General features: G+C 56.2%; 12 protein-coding genes and 1 pseudogene. 3 read left to right on the top strand and 10 right to left on the bottom strand.

The genetic code is table 11. The annotated features are described in order from the left end of the window. Window positions 1-16: 16 nt before the first annotated feature. The 10 genes from FHW16_RS05905 to sppA form a co-directional block, all read right to left on the bottom strand. Window positions 17-2,827, bottom strand: a complete 2,811-nt coding sequence (locus FHW16_RS05905; RefSeq protein ID WP_182548177.1) for a [protein-PII] uridylyltransferase — start codon at window positions 2,825-2,827, stop codon at window positions 17-19. A 275-nt stretch (window positions 2,828-3,102) separates the two neighbouring features. Continuing rightward, window positions 3,103-5,823: a DNA mismatch repair protein MutS gene (mutS, locus tag FHW16_RS05900; protein WP_182548942.1), complete on the bottom strand. Its 2,721-nt coding sequence runs from the start codon at window positions 5,821-5,823 to the stop codon at window positions 3,103-3,105. Between the two features lie 147 nt (window positions 5,824-5,970). Continuing rightward, window positions 5,971-6,810: a GNAT family N-acetyltransferase gene (locus tag FHW16_RS05895; RefSeq protein WP_182548176.1), complete on the bottom strand. Its 840-nt coding sequence runs from the start codon at window positions 6,808-6,810 to the stop codon at window positions 5,971-5,973. A 157-nt stretch (window positions 6,811-6,967) separates the two neighbouring features. Then, window positions 6,968-7,471, bottom strand: coding sequence for a signal peptidase II (gene lspA, locus FHW16_RS05890; protein WP_182548175.1), 504 nt, complete (start codon window positions 7,469-7,471; stop codon window positions 6,968-6,970). Window positions 7,472-7,476: 5 nt separating this feature from the next. Beyond that, window positions 7,477-8,355 carry a TrmH family RNA methyltransferase gene (locus tag FHW16_RS05885; RefSeq protein WP_182548174.1) on the bottom strand — a complete coding sequence of 293 codons (879 nt, stop codon included), beginning with the start codon at window positions 8,353-8,355 and terminating at the stop codon, window positions 7,477-7,479. Continuing rightward, window positions 8,352-9,458, bottom strand: a complete 1,107-nt coding sequence (locus FHW16_RS05880; protein ID WP_182548173.1) for a class I SAM-dependent methyltransferase — start codon at window positions 9,456-9,458, stop codon at window positions 8,352-8,354. The genes FHW16_RS05885 and FHW16_RS05880 overlap by 4 nt, the downstream gene beginning before the upstream one ends. 83 nt (window positions 9,459-9,541) lie before the next feature. Continuing rightward, window positions 9,542-10,516: an ornithine cyclodeaminase family protein gene (locus tag FHW16_RS05875; protein ID WP_182548172.1), complete on the bottom strand. Its 975-nt coding sequence runs from the start codon at window positions 10,514-10,516 to the stop codon at window positions 9,542-9,544. Between the two features lie 24 nt (window positions 10,517-10,540). Next, window positions 10,541-10,873, bottom strand: a complete 333-nt coding sequence (locus FHW16_RS05870) for a LapA family protein (protein ID WP_182548171.1) — start codon at window positions 10,871-10,873, stop codon at window positions 10,541-10,543. Between the two features lie 69 nt (window positions 10,874-10,942). Beyond that, window positions 10,943-11,224: an integration host factor subunit beta gene (locus FHW16_RS05865; protein ID WP_091878879.1), complete on the bottom strand. Its 282-nt coding sequence runs from the start codon at window positions 11,222-11,224 to the stop codon at window positions 10,943-10,945. Between the two features lie 76 nt (window positions 11,225-11,300). After that, window positions 11,301-12,287, bottom strand: coding sequence for a signal peptide peptidase SppA (gene sppA / locus FHW16_RS05860; RefSeq protein ID WP_182548170.1), 987 nt, complete (start codon window positions 12,285-12,287; stop codon window positions 11,301-11,303). Between the two features lie 261 nt (window positions 12,288-12,548). Between sppA and lptC the strand changes: the two genes are divergently transcribed. The 3 genes and pseudogenes from lptC to lptB form a co-directional block, all read left to right on the top strand. Beyond that, window positions 12,549-13,286: an LPS export ABC transporter periplasmic protein LptC gene (gene lptC, locus FHW16_RS05855; RefSeq protein WP_182548169.1), complete on the top strand. Its 738-nt coding sequence runs from the start codon at window positions 12,549-12,551 to the stop codon at window positions 13,284-13,286. Window positions 13,287-13,330: 44 nt separating this feature from the next. Then, a complete protein-coding gene (locus tag FHW16_RS05850) occupies window positions 13,331-13,966 on the top strand; it encodes an LptA/OstA family protein (protein ID WP_182548168.1) in 636 nt (211 codons plus the stop codon). A gap of 109 nt (window positions 13,967-14,075) precedes the next feature. Next, window positions 14,076-14,804: pseudogene (lptB, locus tag FHW16_RS05845) on the top strand (LPS export ABC transporter ATP-binding protein); the annotation flags it as partial. Window positions 14,805-14,866 lie beyond the last annotated feature (62 nt).

The following is a 14,866-nucleotide window of genomic DNA, read 5'->3' as shown; positions in this document are numbered from 1 at the left end:
AACATGGGTGCTGAACCTATTCTGCCGACAAAAGGAAATTTTGCCGCTGTGGCTGTGCCGTGGTGATGTCGCCTTCGCCGAACAAGGTGAGCATTTTCTTGCGGATACGTGTTTGCCGGGCGGAATTGGTGATCTGATGGCCGACGAGATCGGTGACATAGAACACGTCGATGACCTTTTCACCGAACGTCGTCACATGCGCCGAGGCAATGTCGAGTGACAGATCGGAAATGACGCCTGTTATCTCCGAGAGCAGGCCTGGACGGTCCAGCCCCTCAACCTCGATGACGGTGAACTTGTTTGACAGCGTGTTGTTGATTTCGACGCGTGGCGTAATGCGGAACGCCTTGACCGCGCGTTTTGGCTTGGTGCGCGATGCCAGCATTTCGGGCAGATAGGATTTGCCGGAAAGTACGTCTTCGATCAGGCGGCCAACCCGCATGGCGCGGCGGCGCTCGTCATCATCGGTCGGGAATTCGCGGCTGATCAGGATCGTATCCAGCGCCCGGCCGTCACTGGTGGTGAAAATCTGCGCATCGACAATATTGGCGCCTGCGGCAGCACAGGCTCCGGCGATGATCGACAGAAGGCGTGGATGATCGGGCGAAAGTACCGTAATTTCGGTGACGCCTTCGAAATCATGCGTTTTGACCATAGTCGCCAGTGTCTTTTCCGAACTGTCGGATTCGCGCACGAAATTGGCGTGACGAATCTGGTCATCCAGACTGACTGTCAGGAGATAGTTCTGGTAGTGCAGGGCAAGATAGGACTGGCGCTCGACCTGCGGCCAGGATGACAGGGCATGCTCAAGCTGCGCCCGGGCGTGGTCGGTGCGTTCCTTGCGCGACACTTCCGAGAAGCCGCCAGTCAGCATCAGCTCTGTTTCGTAGAACAGAGTGCGCAATAGCTGGCCCTTCCAACCGTTCCATACACCCGGACCCACCGCCTTGATATCGCAGACAGTGAGAATCAGGAGCAGTTTCATCCGGTCGAGTGTCTGGACGATTTCGGCAAAATCTTCGATGGTCTTGCGGTCATTGAGATCGCGGGATTGTGCCACCATGCTCATGGTCAGATGCTGTTCAACCAGCCACGATACGGTTTCCGTATCGGACTTGGAGAGGCCCAGACGCGGGCAGACGCGCTTGGCAATGCGGGCGCCGGCAAGGGAATGATCCTCCGGGCGGCCCTTTGCGATGTCATGCAGCAAAAGGGCGACGTAGAGGAGTTTCCGGTCCTTTTTCAGGGCAGGCATGATCTGGTTGGCCAAAGGGTGCTCATTGCTGAGGTCGCCGTGATCAATCTCCGACAACACGGCAATGCAACGCAGCAGATGCTCGTCGACCGTATAGTGATGATACATGTTGAACTGCATCATTGCGACGACCTTGCCAAAATCCGGGATAAACTTGCCGAGCACACCGGATTCATTCATGCGCCGCAGGATGAGTTCGGGATTGCGCTCGGAGGTCAGGATTTCAAGGAACAGGCTGTTGGCTTCAGGGTTCTCGCGAAGTTCCGCCTTGATCAGCGACAGGGAACGGGTGACCAGTTGCATCGCGTCGGGATGAAGCTCAAGGCCGTGCACATCCGCCAGATGAAACAGACGAATGAGATTGACGGGGTCCTTATGGAAAACCCCTTCATTGGCGATCGTAATGCGATGGTTGTCGACGACAAAATCCGATGTACCCGGCAACTTGCGCTTGCGCCGTGAGAACGTAAGGAAAATCCGGTTGAATCCGGGAACGTGCTTTGCCTGTTCTTCTTCCAGCGCCGCACAGATGATGCGGGTGAGATCGCCCACTTCTTTTGCCACGAGGAAGTAGTGCTTCATGAAGCGTTCAACATCACGCTGGCCGGGATGGGCCGTATAGCCGAGCCGCTGCGCAATTTCGCTCTGGATGTCAAAGGACAGCCGCTCTTCCGCCTTGCCCGTATAGAAGTGCATATGGCAGCGCACGGCCCATAAAAGGTCTTCGGCCTTGCGGAAAATATTGTGCTCAGCGCGGGATAACACGCCAAGCTTGACCAGTTCGTCGCTGGTTTTGACGTGGTAATAATATTTGGCGATCCAGAACAGCGTGTGCAGATCGCGCTGGCCGCCTTTGCCTTCCTTGACGTTTGGCTCCACCAGATAGCGCGTCGCGCCCGCCTTGCGGTGCCGTTCGTTACGCTCAGTCAGCTTGGCTTCAATGAAGGCCGGTCCTGTTCCCTTGACGACTTCCGTTTCGAAGCGGCGCACCAGCGTGGTGAAGAGCTCGTCATTACCGCAGACATAGCGCGCTTCGAGAATGCTGGTACGGATCGTCATGTCGGCGAGCGACTGGCGAATGGATTCGTCGAGATTGCGCGTGGCGTGGCCGACCTTCAGGCCCATGTCCCACAGCATGTAAAGGATGTACTCGACCACCTGTTCGCCCCACGGCGTCTGCTTGTAGGGCAGGAGGAACAGGAGATCGATGTCGGAACCCGGTGCCAGGCCGCCGCGTCCGTACCCGCCGACGGCGACCACGGTCATGCGCTCTGCCGAGGACGGATTGACCGAGTGGTAGATGTGGGTGATGGCAAAGTCGTAAAGCGCGGAGATGATCTGGTCCATGAGATAGGACAGGCGCACGGAGCAGCGTGTGCCGCGTCCGTCTTTCTTCAACATCTCCTCGGCGGTCTTGCGACCCGAACCAAGTGTCTCTTTCAAGAGCTGCAGCACGTCATTGCGATTGACGGAAGCGGCGCCTTGTTTCTTTGCCGCCTTGACCAGATCTTCAAATTGATTGTGAAGTTTGGTCGGACTGACGATCTGTTCCAGTTTCAGGTCTGCGCTCATGAACACGACTTTATGAATGATGGCCGCACGCTATAGCGTGTATTTGCTATAAACGAAATGCTTACCTTTGAAGACACTGTGTCCGCTAGTGGTCCGATTCTGACATTTGCAACCCATTGATACAGGCCATCCAGGCAAATGTCAGAATCAAAGGACCACTAGCAAGTAGATGGTCCTAGTGGAACTTTGAATTTGACATTCGCCTGTCTCGCGTGATGTCAAATGGGTGCGAATGTCAAATTCGTTCCACTAGGGACAGATGTGCCCCTAAGTCTTCACGATGTCGGGTTTGTGGCAAGGCCTTTCAACCGGTAGAGCGCGTCAAGCGCCTCGCGGGGCGTCATTTCATCGGGATTGACCGTTGAAAGGGCCGCCAGCAATGCGCTGTCCTTGCCTTTCGCGGGCGTTTTCACCTCGCGCTTCACCTCGACGGAGAAAAGCGGCAGGTCATCGATCAGCTTGTCCGCCTTCCCCGAGGTTTCTCCGGCTTCCAGTTGATGCAGAACGTCACGGGCGCGATTGACCACGGCTTCCGGCAATCCGGCGAGCCGCGCGACCTGCACCCCATAGGAGCGGTCGGCCGCGCCCTTTGCCACTTCATGCAGGAACACGACGTCGCCGTCCCATTCCTTCACCCGCATGGTAACATTGCTCAGGCGCGTCAGCTTTTCCGACAACGAGGTCATTTCGTGGAAGTGTGTGGCAAAAATCGCCCGGCACTGGTTCTTCTCATGCAGATATTCCACCGCCGCCCAGGCAATCGACAGGCCGTCGAATGTCGCAGTACCACGGCCGATCTCGTCGAGAATAACCAGCGAATGATCGGTGGCCTGATTGAGGATGGCGGCGGTTTCGACCATCTCCACCATGAACGTGGAACGCCCGCGCGCCAGGTCATCCGATGCGCCGACACGTGAAAACAACCGGTCGACAATACCGATATGGGCTGAACCGGCGGGTACAAAAGATCCCATCTGCGCTAAAATGGCGATCAGTGCATTTTGGCGGAGGAATGTCGATTTACCACCCATGTTCGGTCCGGTCAGAAGCCAGATAGCACCCTTGGCCGTTCCTTCCGGCGACAGATTGCAGTCATTGGCCACGAATGGATTGGCAGCCTGACGGCGCAGGGACTGTTCCACAACTGGATGGCGCCCGGCAACGATCTCGAAGGCGAGACTGTCATCGACCAGCGGACGGCAATATCCCTGTTCTTCGGCAAGTGCGGCGAGGGCCGCCGACACGTCGAGTGTTGCCAGAGCCGCTGCGCCAGCGCGGATTGTATCGGCATTGGCAACGGTTTCCGCCACCAGTGTCTCAAAAATGCCAAGCTCTATGGCAAGCGCCCGTTCGGCGGCATTGGCGATCTTGGTTTCAAGCTCGGCAAGTTCTGTCGTGGTAAACCGCATGGCATTGGCGATGGTTTGCCGGTGGATGAATTTGCCTTTGGCTTCATCCGTATCGGTCATCACAGAAGCGTTGTTCGCGGTCACTTCGATGAAATAACCCAGCACATTATTGTGCTTGATCTTGAGCGAACGAATGCCGGTCAGGTTCATGTAATCGGCCTGGAGGCCAGCGATGATGCGGCGGGAATGATCGCGCAAGGCGCGCATTTCATCGAGTTCAGCATGGTAGCCGGGTCTGACAAAACCGCCATCGCGCTTGAGCAAAGGCAGCTCATCGTCAAGCGCCCGGTCAAGATGGGCGGCATAATCGTTGGGCAGGCCAGCGAGACAATCGCGGACAGCGCAAAGCTCGGCAGGCAGGATCTCTTTGCCCAGGAAGCCAGCGATTTGTGCCGCAGCCTCAAGACCGCGCGCCAGTGCGCCGAGATCGCGCGGACCGCCGCGCCCGACTGCGAGTCGTGACAGTGCCCGGGGCATGTCCGGTACGCCTTTCAATGCCTCTCGCGTCAGATCGGCAAGCGACTGCCCCGCAAGAAAGCAGGATACGGAATCGAGCCGCTCGGCAATGGCTACGGGATTTGTCAGCGGCGAGGTCAGCCGCTCGGCTAGCAGTCGCGCACCGCCGCCGGTGACCGTCCGGTCGATGGATTTGAGCAGGCTCCCGTCGCGATTGCCCGACAAGGTGCGCAGCATCTCCAGATTGGCGCGGGTGGCTGGGTCAATGAAAAGCGTGGAGCCTTCCGATTCCCGCTCGGGCCGCATCAGTGGCGGACGTTCGGAAATCTGGGTCTTTTCCACATAGGCGATGGCACCTGATATGGCTGACAGTTCAGCCCGTGAAAACTGACCGAAGCCGTCGAGTGTGGCTACATCAAAATAGCGCTGTATGCGGTTCTCCGCGGTGGCGCTGTCGAAAAGGCTTGGCGGCTGCGGGCTGACCGAGCGCCCGATAATATCAAATGTCGGGCGCAATTCCGGATCGTGAAAAACCGGATCAGCGACAATTAGCTCGCGTGGGTCAACATGCAGAATATCGGCGAGCAGCCGTGACGGGTCCGTTTCGCTGACCCGGAAAGTACCGGTGGAAATATCGATCCAGGCAAGGGCAAACTGGCCCTGTGCCGCGCCTTTGACCCGTCCCAGCGTCATGAGGTAGTTGGCTTCGGACGGATCGAGTAGCTTTTCCTCGGTGAGCGTTCCAGGAGTGACCAGCCGCACGACATCGCGCTTCACCACGGATTTCGAGCCGCGCTTGCGGGCTTCGGCCGGATCTTCCACCTGCTCGCACACGGCAACGCGAAAGCCGCGCATGATGAGCTTCTGCAGATAATCGTCCGCCGCATGCACTGGCACGCCGCACATGGGAATATCGTCGCCCAGATGCTTGCCGCGCTTCGTCAGCGTAATTCCGAGTGCACGCGACGCCGCCACCGCATCATCGAAAAAAAGTTCGTAGAAATCGCCCATCCGGTAAAAGAGCAAGCTGTCCGGATTGGTCGCCTTTATCTCGATATACTGCTCCATCATCGGCGTTGGTCGCGCCGAATTGTCAGGCTCAAAGGATGGTGTTTCCGCTGTGAATGGCATGTCGGCCAAGACGTTCTCCTGATTTTGACCGATTCCGATCAGGAGACCAATCTAAGCGCTATCGAAAACTTTACACACCGTGCGGCAACATCACAGGTGGTTTTCTCCACAGATGATGTTGTCCGAACGTGCGCGGAGGGTCGAATTTCAGTCGAAACGCTTCGCGTTCGAGATGTAGTGGCTGACGTAACGGCTCGAAATACGGCTGACCGGCAAAATGATCAGTACATCGGTCGTGCCAAAATCATTGTCCACTACTGCGCCGTCGCCAATCATGGCACCGAGGCGCAAGTAGCCCTTGATCAAAGGCGGCATGGCGAACAGGGCGACCTTTGGATTGACCGCTTCACTGGGAACCAGATCCATCGGCTGATACAGCGATGGCAAGGCTTTGACATCCCAGTCCGGTGTCGCACGGCAATTGTGATGCAGGAACGATAACGGCAGGGCGTGCGCCGCCGGTACGGTTCCCTGGAATGATGCACAGCCGAACATCACGTCAATGGAATGGTAGCGGCAATAGCTCCAGATACCCTGCCAGAGCAGTTCAACTGTACGTTTCGAGCGGTATTCGGGCAGAACGCAGGAGCGGCCCAGTTCGAGAAAGTGCATCTGCGGCCGGGCAGCCACCAGATTGTCGATGGTATACTCGCTAGCCGAGTAAAAGCCGCCGGTCTTGCGGGCAACTTCCGATCGCATCAGGCGATATGTACCAACAATCTGCTTGTGCTTTGGCCCGATAATCGAGGTGTCATAAACAAGAAGGTGGTCGCATACGGGATCGAAACGGTCCGCGTCTCGTTGCTCCAAGGAGGCCGAGCCTTTGGCGCCCAGCTCATCGAAAAATACCTTGAAACGCAGCTGCTGGGCAGAGACGATTTCGGCCTCGGTCTGCGCAAGACAAACCTCCATCGTCCCAATGCGTCCAAGCACCGCGACAAGGTGTGGCGCCGTAAACGGCGAGGGTGTTGAATCAACCTGCGACATCGTGTGCTGATCTTTAAAGATAGACGCAGGTTCAAGCAAGGCGAAGCTCATAACGATTCGCTCTCATCATGGTTGATCGGCAATCACTAGATGCTTGAATACAACAATTGGATGACGGACACATGACGTGCAGAACGCTGCAAATACTGGTTTTGGATCAGTTTCCCCCCGTCTGACCCTTCGGTGTCTTGCGATCGCGCAGCCAAACAAAAATTTCTTCGATGATGACAAGCGCTGCACCGACGGAAATATAGGCATCGGCCAGATTGAAGACGGCAAACGACCAGGATGGCAGATGGAAAAGAATATAATCAACGACATAACCCAGCAGACTGCGGTCAATAAGATTGCCTATGGCCCCGCCGATGATCAACGCAAAGCCGATACGCGAGAGCCAGCGCGCGGTCACCGTACTCCACCAGAGATAGCTGACAAAGGCGATGACGACGACGGTCAGGCCAATCAGAGCAAGATCATGCAAGCCGCTGAGCATTGAAAAAGCGATGCCATTATTGTGAACGCGAAAAAGCGCCAGAAACGGCAGCACGTCGATCTGCTGCTGATAGTCCATACCCGTCTCAACGAGATATTTGATGATCTGGTCACTGGCGACCGCAAAAACGACGATCGTGAGAAGGCCGAAGAAAGATTTGCTCTTCATGGCTGCTATTTGTCCTGTTTGCCGCCGTCGAGCGTCAACGCCTCACGGCGGATCTCGAACAGCATGACGCCGGTGGCAATGGCAAGGTTCAGCGAATCCGCCCGGCCTTCCTGCGGAATGCGGGCAAGCTTGTCGCAGGTGGATGCCAGTGTATCGGGCAGGCCCTGTTGTTCATTGCCCATCAGCAGAATGACCGGTTTGCCCTTGTAGGGAATCGTCCGGTAATCAACAGCGCCCTTCAGATGGGTGCCGACGATGATGCCTGGAAAACCTTTTCGCCAGGAGAGGAAATCCGCTTCGGTGGTGCGTATCAACGGCACGGCAAAGACGGAACCCATGGTGGCGCGCACGGTTTCGAGCGAAAAAGGATCCGTCGTATCGCCGATCAGGATGATACCCTTGGCGCCTGCCGCATCGGCGGTCCGGATGATCGTGCCGAGATTGCCCGGATCGCGCACCCGGTCGAGCGCCACATAAACCTCGTTGCCGTGTGGATGGACGGCCGAAAGCGGCTGCAGTTTCTGCTCGAAAACGCCGACGACCATTTGCGGATTGTCACGCCGGGTGATCGCGGAAATCACTTTCTCGTTGACCTCAAGCACATCGCCGCCCTTGGCAATGGTACGTGCAGCAACTTGCTCGACAAGGGAATTTCCCTTGCCTGCCTTGGAGTAGACAAGCGTCTTGATGACCCAGCCGAGATCAAGCGCATCGATAACGAGTTTCAGCCCCTCGGCAAGGAATACACCCTGCTGGTCCCTGAATTTCTTTAGCGCCAGGGATCGCAGATCCTTGACGATCGGATTGGTCAGGCTGGTGACTTCCTTGACCTTGCCGGGGCGCGCGATGGAGCTGCCGTGCTGGCGGTCGTCATGTCTGGTCATTTGGCACCCCAGCGGCTGAATAGGGAAGTGGAAAGGGCGCGGCCCGAGGAACGTTCGCGCAGGATCAGCTCGCCTGATTGCACCTCACCGCCCAGACCGGTAAAGGCATCACGCATCAGTTCATGGATGGCAAAGAACGACGCACGGATGGAATAGGCGGTCAGCACAACACCGAGCGGGTTGGGCGTGAGGATCGACCGGCAGAGATCGACCATGTCAGGCAGATTGTCGAACAGCTGCCATACCTCGCCGTTGGGACCGCGGCCATAGGCGGGCGGATCAAGCAGGATGATGTCATAGCCGCTGCCGCGCCGCTCTTCGCGGGCGACGAATTTCATTGCATCCTCGCAAATCCAGCGGACGGGTTTGCCGGAAAGTCCGGCCATTTCCTGGTTTTCACGTGCCCAGACAATTGCCTTCTTGGACGCGTCGACATGGGTCACCTCAGCGCCCGCACGGGCGGCAACAAGGGACGCCACGCCGGTATAGCCGAACAGGTTGAGCACTTTCACCGGGCGTTTCGCATTGCGAATGAGCGTATCCATGTGTGACCAGTGTGTTCCCTGTTCAGGAAACACACCAACGTGCCGGAAGGACGTAAAGCGGCCGAAGAAAGGAATGCCGTCATAGGCCATCGGCCATGTCTCGCCGAGCGGCACTTGAGGAAAATGCCAGCGTCCGACGCCTTCTTCATCCGTATTGCCGGTAAAGATTGCGTCCGCCTTGTCCCATTCCGCCTTGTTCCAGGCGGGAAGCCAGATCGCCTGTCCTTCCGGGCGAATAATCCGGTAGGGGCCATATTGTTCAAGTTTCAGGCCATTGCCGCTGTCGAGGAGGGCATAATCGTCAGATGGACGTGTCTCGAGGATCAGACCGGTCTTTTCCGTGGGGCGGGCGCCGCTCCTGCGGGTCAGAACACGTTTGGGTACGGGCTCGGAACGTGGTGGCGCTTTCACGCGGCTATCATTGTCCGGGGCCTGCGCAGGCTTGGCAAATTGCGGACGCGGCTTGGTGGCCGCCTGCCGGTACGGCGCAGCATTCGGTGCTGTCCCTTTCGGGCCAGCGCCTTTGGCCTTTCTTGTTTTTCCGCCAGACGATTTCAAACCGTTATGCCCTCATATTCCCTTGGCCATCGTTCAATGGTGGTTTCCTATGCCAAGACGAGGAAAGGCGAAAGCAAAAACACTCAATTTGCGGCCGCAATTGCCTTTTCATAGACCAGAATGCCGCCGGCCAGGTCTTCCAGGGCGGCGCCAACTGACTTGAACAGGGTGATCTCATCGGGCGACTGACGGCCTTTGACCTTGTCGCGGGTGAGATCGAATAGGTCACCCACCACATGACTGTCCGTGATTACGCCCGCCTTGATAGGCTGGACAATGTCTCCGCCTTCCTTCAGCGCACCGTCTCTGGTGTCGACAAATACCCGTGCACGTGTGACGCATTCGTCGTCGCTTTCCCGCATCGTGGGGGTGAATGCACCGATCAGATCGACATGGGCGCCTTTTTTCAGATGCTTGCCGAGAATAAGCGGTTCGGTCGACAGTGTTCCGGCAGCGATAATATCGGCTTCGGCTATCGCCGCATCCTTATCGGTCACCGCCTTGGCATTGAAACCGTCGGCAACAAGCTCTGCCGCCACTTTCCGTGCATTGTCTATATTACGGTTCCAGATGGAAATCTCACGAATCGGCCTGACCGAGCTGTGCGCACGAGCGAGAAAGCCCGAGAGCGCCCCTGCGCCAAGAATAACCAGTTTGGATGCATCTTCGCGGGCCAGATACCGGGCGGCAAGCGCGGACGCGCCTGCGGTACGCCACGTGGTCAGCCGCTGCCCATCGATCAGCGCCTTGGGTTCCCCGGTCTTGCCATCGAGAAGCAGATAAACGCCCATAACAGCCGGTTTGCCGATGGCACCGTTATCAGGTGATACGGTGACGATCTTGACGCCCATATAACCCTTTGATGAGTCACCGAGCGCATCGAAATCCGACCAGGCAGGCATCAGCAGAAGTGTGGATGCAGCGCCATCGGGACGATCGACCGTGTGATGATGGCGCACGGGTTGTATAACGCCCTGGCGGAACGCCGTTTCTATGGCGTTGATCATGTCCGGCCAGTTCAACAGCCCGTCGACCTCAGCCGGAGAGACCAGTTTCATTGTAAATCCTTGAAAATATGCCGTTTAATGCAGCGAAGGCAAATTGGGTGTCGACGGGGTGGCTGCGGATGACTTCCGGGCTTCGATGCGGAGAAGCTCCGCTTCCTGTTTACGCTGGCGGGACAGCTTGCGATGCTTGCCCTGGTTGAACCAGGTAGCGAAACTGCCGAGGATCAGCCCAATGATAAGTGCAATAAACAGCCAGACGAAGAGGGGAGCCGCGTAGGAAAGACCGGGATTGCCGGGATTAAATGGATCAATCGTGAAGGTTACCAGCCCGCGATTGGCCACTGACAACGCAATCAGAATAACGGCAAGCGGCACAAGAATGAGGACAACAACAACGCGATTGACCATATCTCTCTCCAGTGTGACGGCACTTCACGAATAATCAGGCGAGGCAGCCGCCCCGGCGTATGACTGCGCTCAGTCGGCGTTCAGCCTGTCGCGCAATTCCTTGCCGGTCTTGAAAAATGGTACCCATTTTTCTTCAACCTCGACGCTGTCGCCGGTACGGGGATTGCGTCCGCTCCGGGCTGGGCGATTTTTCACCGAGAATGCACCGAAGCCACGAAGCTCGACCCGGTTTCCTTCCGCCAGAGCATCGGTGATCTCATCAAATATGGCGCCGACGATATTTTCGACATCACGTTGAAACAGGTGCGGATTGCGGTTGGCAATGATCTGGACGAGCTCTGATTTGATCACGGCATAATCCCTTCTGGTTCAAGTTCATCTGACACGGCCGTTATGACTATGTCACTGATCCTGTAAGCTTAAATATCTATTGCGCCCCTACAGGCTTGCCGTCAACGTGCCAAACAGAAACGAGCCCGTCAAGGAAGATACGATCACCCGTTAAATCCCGGAGCAAGCCAGCGCTTTCCTGCGGGATGCCGAGATATTCTGCCAGCATTTTCAGTGCTGATTGCGAGAGAAGCGAGCCAAAAGGCGTTTTTTGTGCAGGTTTCCATTCAATTACAGGCAATTTCTCGTCGACACCCTTGGTTTTCAACCATGCGATGGACTTATCTTCTCCGCCAAGTTCATCGATGAGCTTGTTGGCGAGAGCCTGTCTGCCGGTGAAAACCGATCCGTCAGCCAGTGCAAGTGTCTGTTCGCGGGTGAAATTGCGCCGTTCCTGAACAAGGGCGACGAACCATTCATAGGAATCCATGATCATGCGGTGGATCATCGCCTTGGCTTCGTCGCTGGCAGGGTTGAAGAAATTTGGTTCAGCCTTGAGTGGGCTGGATTTGATCGTCTCCACCTTGACGCCGATTTTTGTCAGCAGTTCAGAAATGTCGGGATACTGGAAAAGCACGCCGATGGATCCGACGATGGAGGACTGGCGTGCGACAATATGATCCGAGCCGCTGGCAATCATGTAGCCTGCCGACGCGGCAAGGGTTCCAACCTGTGCAACGACGGGCTTTTTCGCCGCAATCTTACGGACTGCTTCGTAGATGGCCTCACCACCTGCCGTCGTTCCGCCGGGCGAATCGACGGAAAGAATGACACCTTTCACCGCTGCAGAATCGGCCGCATCGGTAAGGCGTTTTATGAGTTCATCATTCTCATAGATCGTCCCTTCAATGCGGATCTTGGCGATATGCGCAGTGGTTTTGCCGGAGAGGCGGTCGGAACCTGCGAGAAAACCGTAAAGCCCGATCAACGCGATCGCTACAACCAGCAGGGCAAGGACACGCCAGAATGTCAGCTTGCGCCGCAGCCGTCGCCTGTCGATAATTGCGTCAGCGGTGTTTGCCATCGTCTTGTCCGTTTCCTGTCCAATTGAATGCAAGCATTCTTCTGCGGCAACATTCTGAGGATGTCCAGAGCCATGAGTCTAGTGTACTGAACGATATGGGCAATTCGCGCCGCACCTTGTATATGGACACATGACGGCATACTTGTTCGATTAGATGCAACTTGCGCTATAGGCTCTGGTTCATTTCATCGAAAAATAACCATATTGGCGTTGAACTAACAGAACACCAATAGATCGCAAATCGGTAGCATAGCCAAACATATGTCCATTGAACTTAAACATACGCATCCCAACGGTGATGCAACAGCTGCTGCTGGACAGCATGCGGAAGTTGCACGGCAATTTGCTGGCACCGAAAAGGAATCGCACGTTTTTCGCGCAGCGGAGCGTCACTCCCGGCGTGTGCGGTTCCTTAAGTTTGCGTTGCCGACGATCGCCTTGGCTGGTGCTGCGGTATTTTCCTGGTTCACTTTTTTCTCCGCGAACAACATTCCGAGCAATATTTCACTGGATAGCGCAGGCATTCAGGATGGCAAGCTTGTCATGACCAATCCGAAGCTGGACGGCTTCACCAAGGACAAGCTTCCGTACAAGATGAGCGCGGAACGTGCATTGCAGGATGTAGGCAACAGCTCGCTGATCACCCTCGAAAATATCAGCGCGGAAATTCCTGTTGGTTCGGAGCTGCGGGCACAGGTAAATGCCAAGGGTGGTCTTTATGATAATGCCAACCGCCAATTGAAGCTCGATAACGATATAACGCTGACAACCTCGGACGGTATGAAAGCACAGTTGAAATCTGCCGATATCAATATACAAGAAAACTCAATGTCGACCGATCAGCCTGTCAAGATCGAGAATAGCAGCGCCAGTATCGTCGCTGACAGCATGAAAATTACCCAGAGTGGCAAAGTAATGGTCTTTGAAAAGGGTGTCAGGCTTGTCATTCAGCCCGCAAAGCTGCAAGAAGGTCGCAAGGAAGCCAAATCACAGCAGTGATTGCTGGCCTCATGGGGATATCCCGGATTTAGGAGATTGAGACAATGTCGCGCGGGACAAGACTGATCAGCATATCGACTGTTGCATTGGGTATTTTGGCAACCTCCATGATTGGTCCTGTCGCAGCACAGGACGCAGGCAAGGCCGGTGCTCTGAACAATGGCATGAAACTTTCGAGTGATCAGCCCATTCAGATCGATTCCGACCGCCTCGACGTTCACAATGATGTGGGAACAGCAACTTTTACGGGCAACGTTACGGTGACGCAGGGCACGACGCTGATGAAGGCGGGCTCTATGATCGTTTATTACGTCAAGAAGCCGGAAAAGACCGAAGCGGAAAAAGCCGCTGACAAGGCTGCCCCCAAAACAGAAGCCAAGGCCGCCGGGCCGGCGGGTGCAGGCGCCCAGGACATTGACCACATCGAGGTCAATGACAAAGTTTATGTGAAGTCAGAGGATCAGGTTGCCACGGGTGACCATGGTACGTTCGACATGAAGACCCAGATTCTGGTCCTGACAGGCAGCAAGGTTGTCCTGTCTCAAGGCGAGAGTGTCGGCGTTGGCTGCAAGCTGACCGTTCAGATGAAGAGTGGTCAGGCTCAGCTTGAGAGTTGCAAGAACGGTCAGACCGGACGTGTCTCTATCGTTGTCGCACCGAAAAGCGCTCCGAAAAACTAGACCGGCGGTATAAGTGTCCCTTTTTTCCCGTCGATCCACCAAGACTCCAACATTACCAGATGCTCGCATTTCCCAAGAAATGCGAGCCGCTGATCCATCCGCTACGGACCGGATGAAGGGCACGCTTGTCGCGCGCGGCATCACCAAGAGCTATAATGGCCGTCAGGTGGTCAATGGCGTTTCCTTCGGTGTGCGAGCCGGTGAAGCTGTAGGTATTCTCGGTCCAAACGGCGCCGGCAAGACCACGTGTTTCTATATGGTCACCGGCTTGGTTCCGGTCGACAAAGGCAATATCGAAATTGACGGTTTCGACGTCACGACGATGCCAATGTATCGCCGTTCACGTCTTGGCATCGGTTATCTGCCGCAGGAGGCTTCTATTTTCCGGGGACTGTCCGTGGAAAATAACATCAAGGCGGTGCTTGAGGTCGTCGAGAAGGACCGCAGTGCGCGGGCCCAGGAACTCGATTCCCTTTTGGAAGAGTTCCATATCGCCCATCTGCGCAAGGCCCCGGCGCTTTCGCTTTCCGGCGGTGAGCGCCGTCGTCTCGAAATCGCACGTGCCTTGGCTTCGCGGCCCAATTTCATGCTGCTCGACGAGCCGTTTGCCGGTGTTGACCCGATCGCCGTGGCCGATATCCAGCAACTCGTACGTCATTTGACCAGCCGCGGCATTGGCGTTCTCATCACCGACCATAATGTGCGCGAGACTTTGAAGCTTATCGACCGTGCCTACATCATTCACGCAGGTCAGGTCCTCACCCACGGCCGACCGGATGAAATTATTGCTAATCCGGACGTTCGGCGTCTTTACCTCGGCGATCAGTTCAAGCTCTGATTTTATGAATTTCTGGCGGGTTCTCGCCAGAAATTGCTCCACGGGCTGCGAAACGAGACGAA

The organism is Phyllobacterium myrsinacearum (assembly GCF_014138285.1).
In the GTDB taxonomy this organism is placed as follows: domain Bacteria; phylum Pseudomonadota; class Alphaproteobacteria; order Rhizobiales; family Rhizobiaceae; genus Phyllobacterium; species Phyllobacterium myrsinacearum_A.
Note: the sequence above shows the minus strand (reverse complement) of the source record. Positions and strands in the feature narration are given on the sequence as shown.

What these genes read in the sequence shown, in the direction of transcription:
- FHW16_RS05905 (WP_182548177.1), bottom strand. Translation starts at nt 2,827, where the DNA reads ATGAGCGCAGACCTGAAACTGGAACAGATCGTCAGTCCGACCAAACTT.
- FHW16_RS05875 (WP_182548172.1), bottom strand. Translation starts at nt 10,516, where the DNA reads ATGAAACTGGTCTCTCCGGCTGAGGTCGACGGGCTGTTGAACTGGCCG.
- FHW16_RS05850 (WP_182548168.1), top strand. Translation starts at nt 13,331, where the DNA reads ATGTCGCGCGGGACAAGACTGATCAGCATATCGACTGTTGCATTGGGT.
- FHW16_RS05870 (WP_182548171.1), bottom strand. Translation starts at nt 10,873, where the DNA reads ATGGTCAATCGCGTTGTTGTTGTCCTCATTCTTGTGCCGCTTGCCGTT.
- lptC (WP_182548169.1), top strand. Translation starts at nt 12,549, where the DNA reads ATGTCCATTGAACTTAAACATACGCATCCCAACGGTGATGCAACAGCT.
- FHW16_RS05885 (WP_182548174.1), bottom strand. Translation starts at nt 8,355, where the DNA reads ATGACCAGACATGACGACCGCCAGCACGGCAGCTCCATCGCGCGCCCC.
- FHW16_RS05895 (WP_182548176.1), bottom strand. Translation starts at nt 6,810, where the DNA reads ATGTCGCAGGTTGATTCAACACCCTCGCCGTTTACGGCGCCACACCTT.
- lspA (WP_182548175.1), bottom strand. Translation starts at nt 7,471, where the DNA reads ATGAAGAGCAAATCTTTCTTCGGCCTTCTCACGATCGTCGTTTTTGCG.
- mutS (WP_182548942.1), bottom strand. Translation starts at nt 5,823, where the DNA reads ATGCCATTCACAGCGGAAACACCATCCTTTGAGCCTGACAATTCGGCG.
- sppA (WP_182548170.1), bottom strand. Translation starts at nt 12,287, where the DNA reads ATGGCAAACACCGCTGACGCAATTATCGACAGGCGACGGCTGCGGCGC.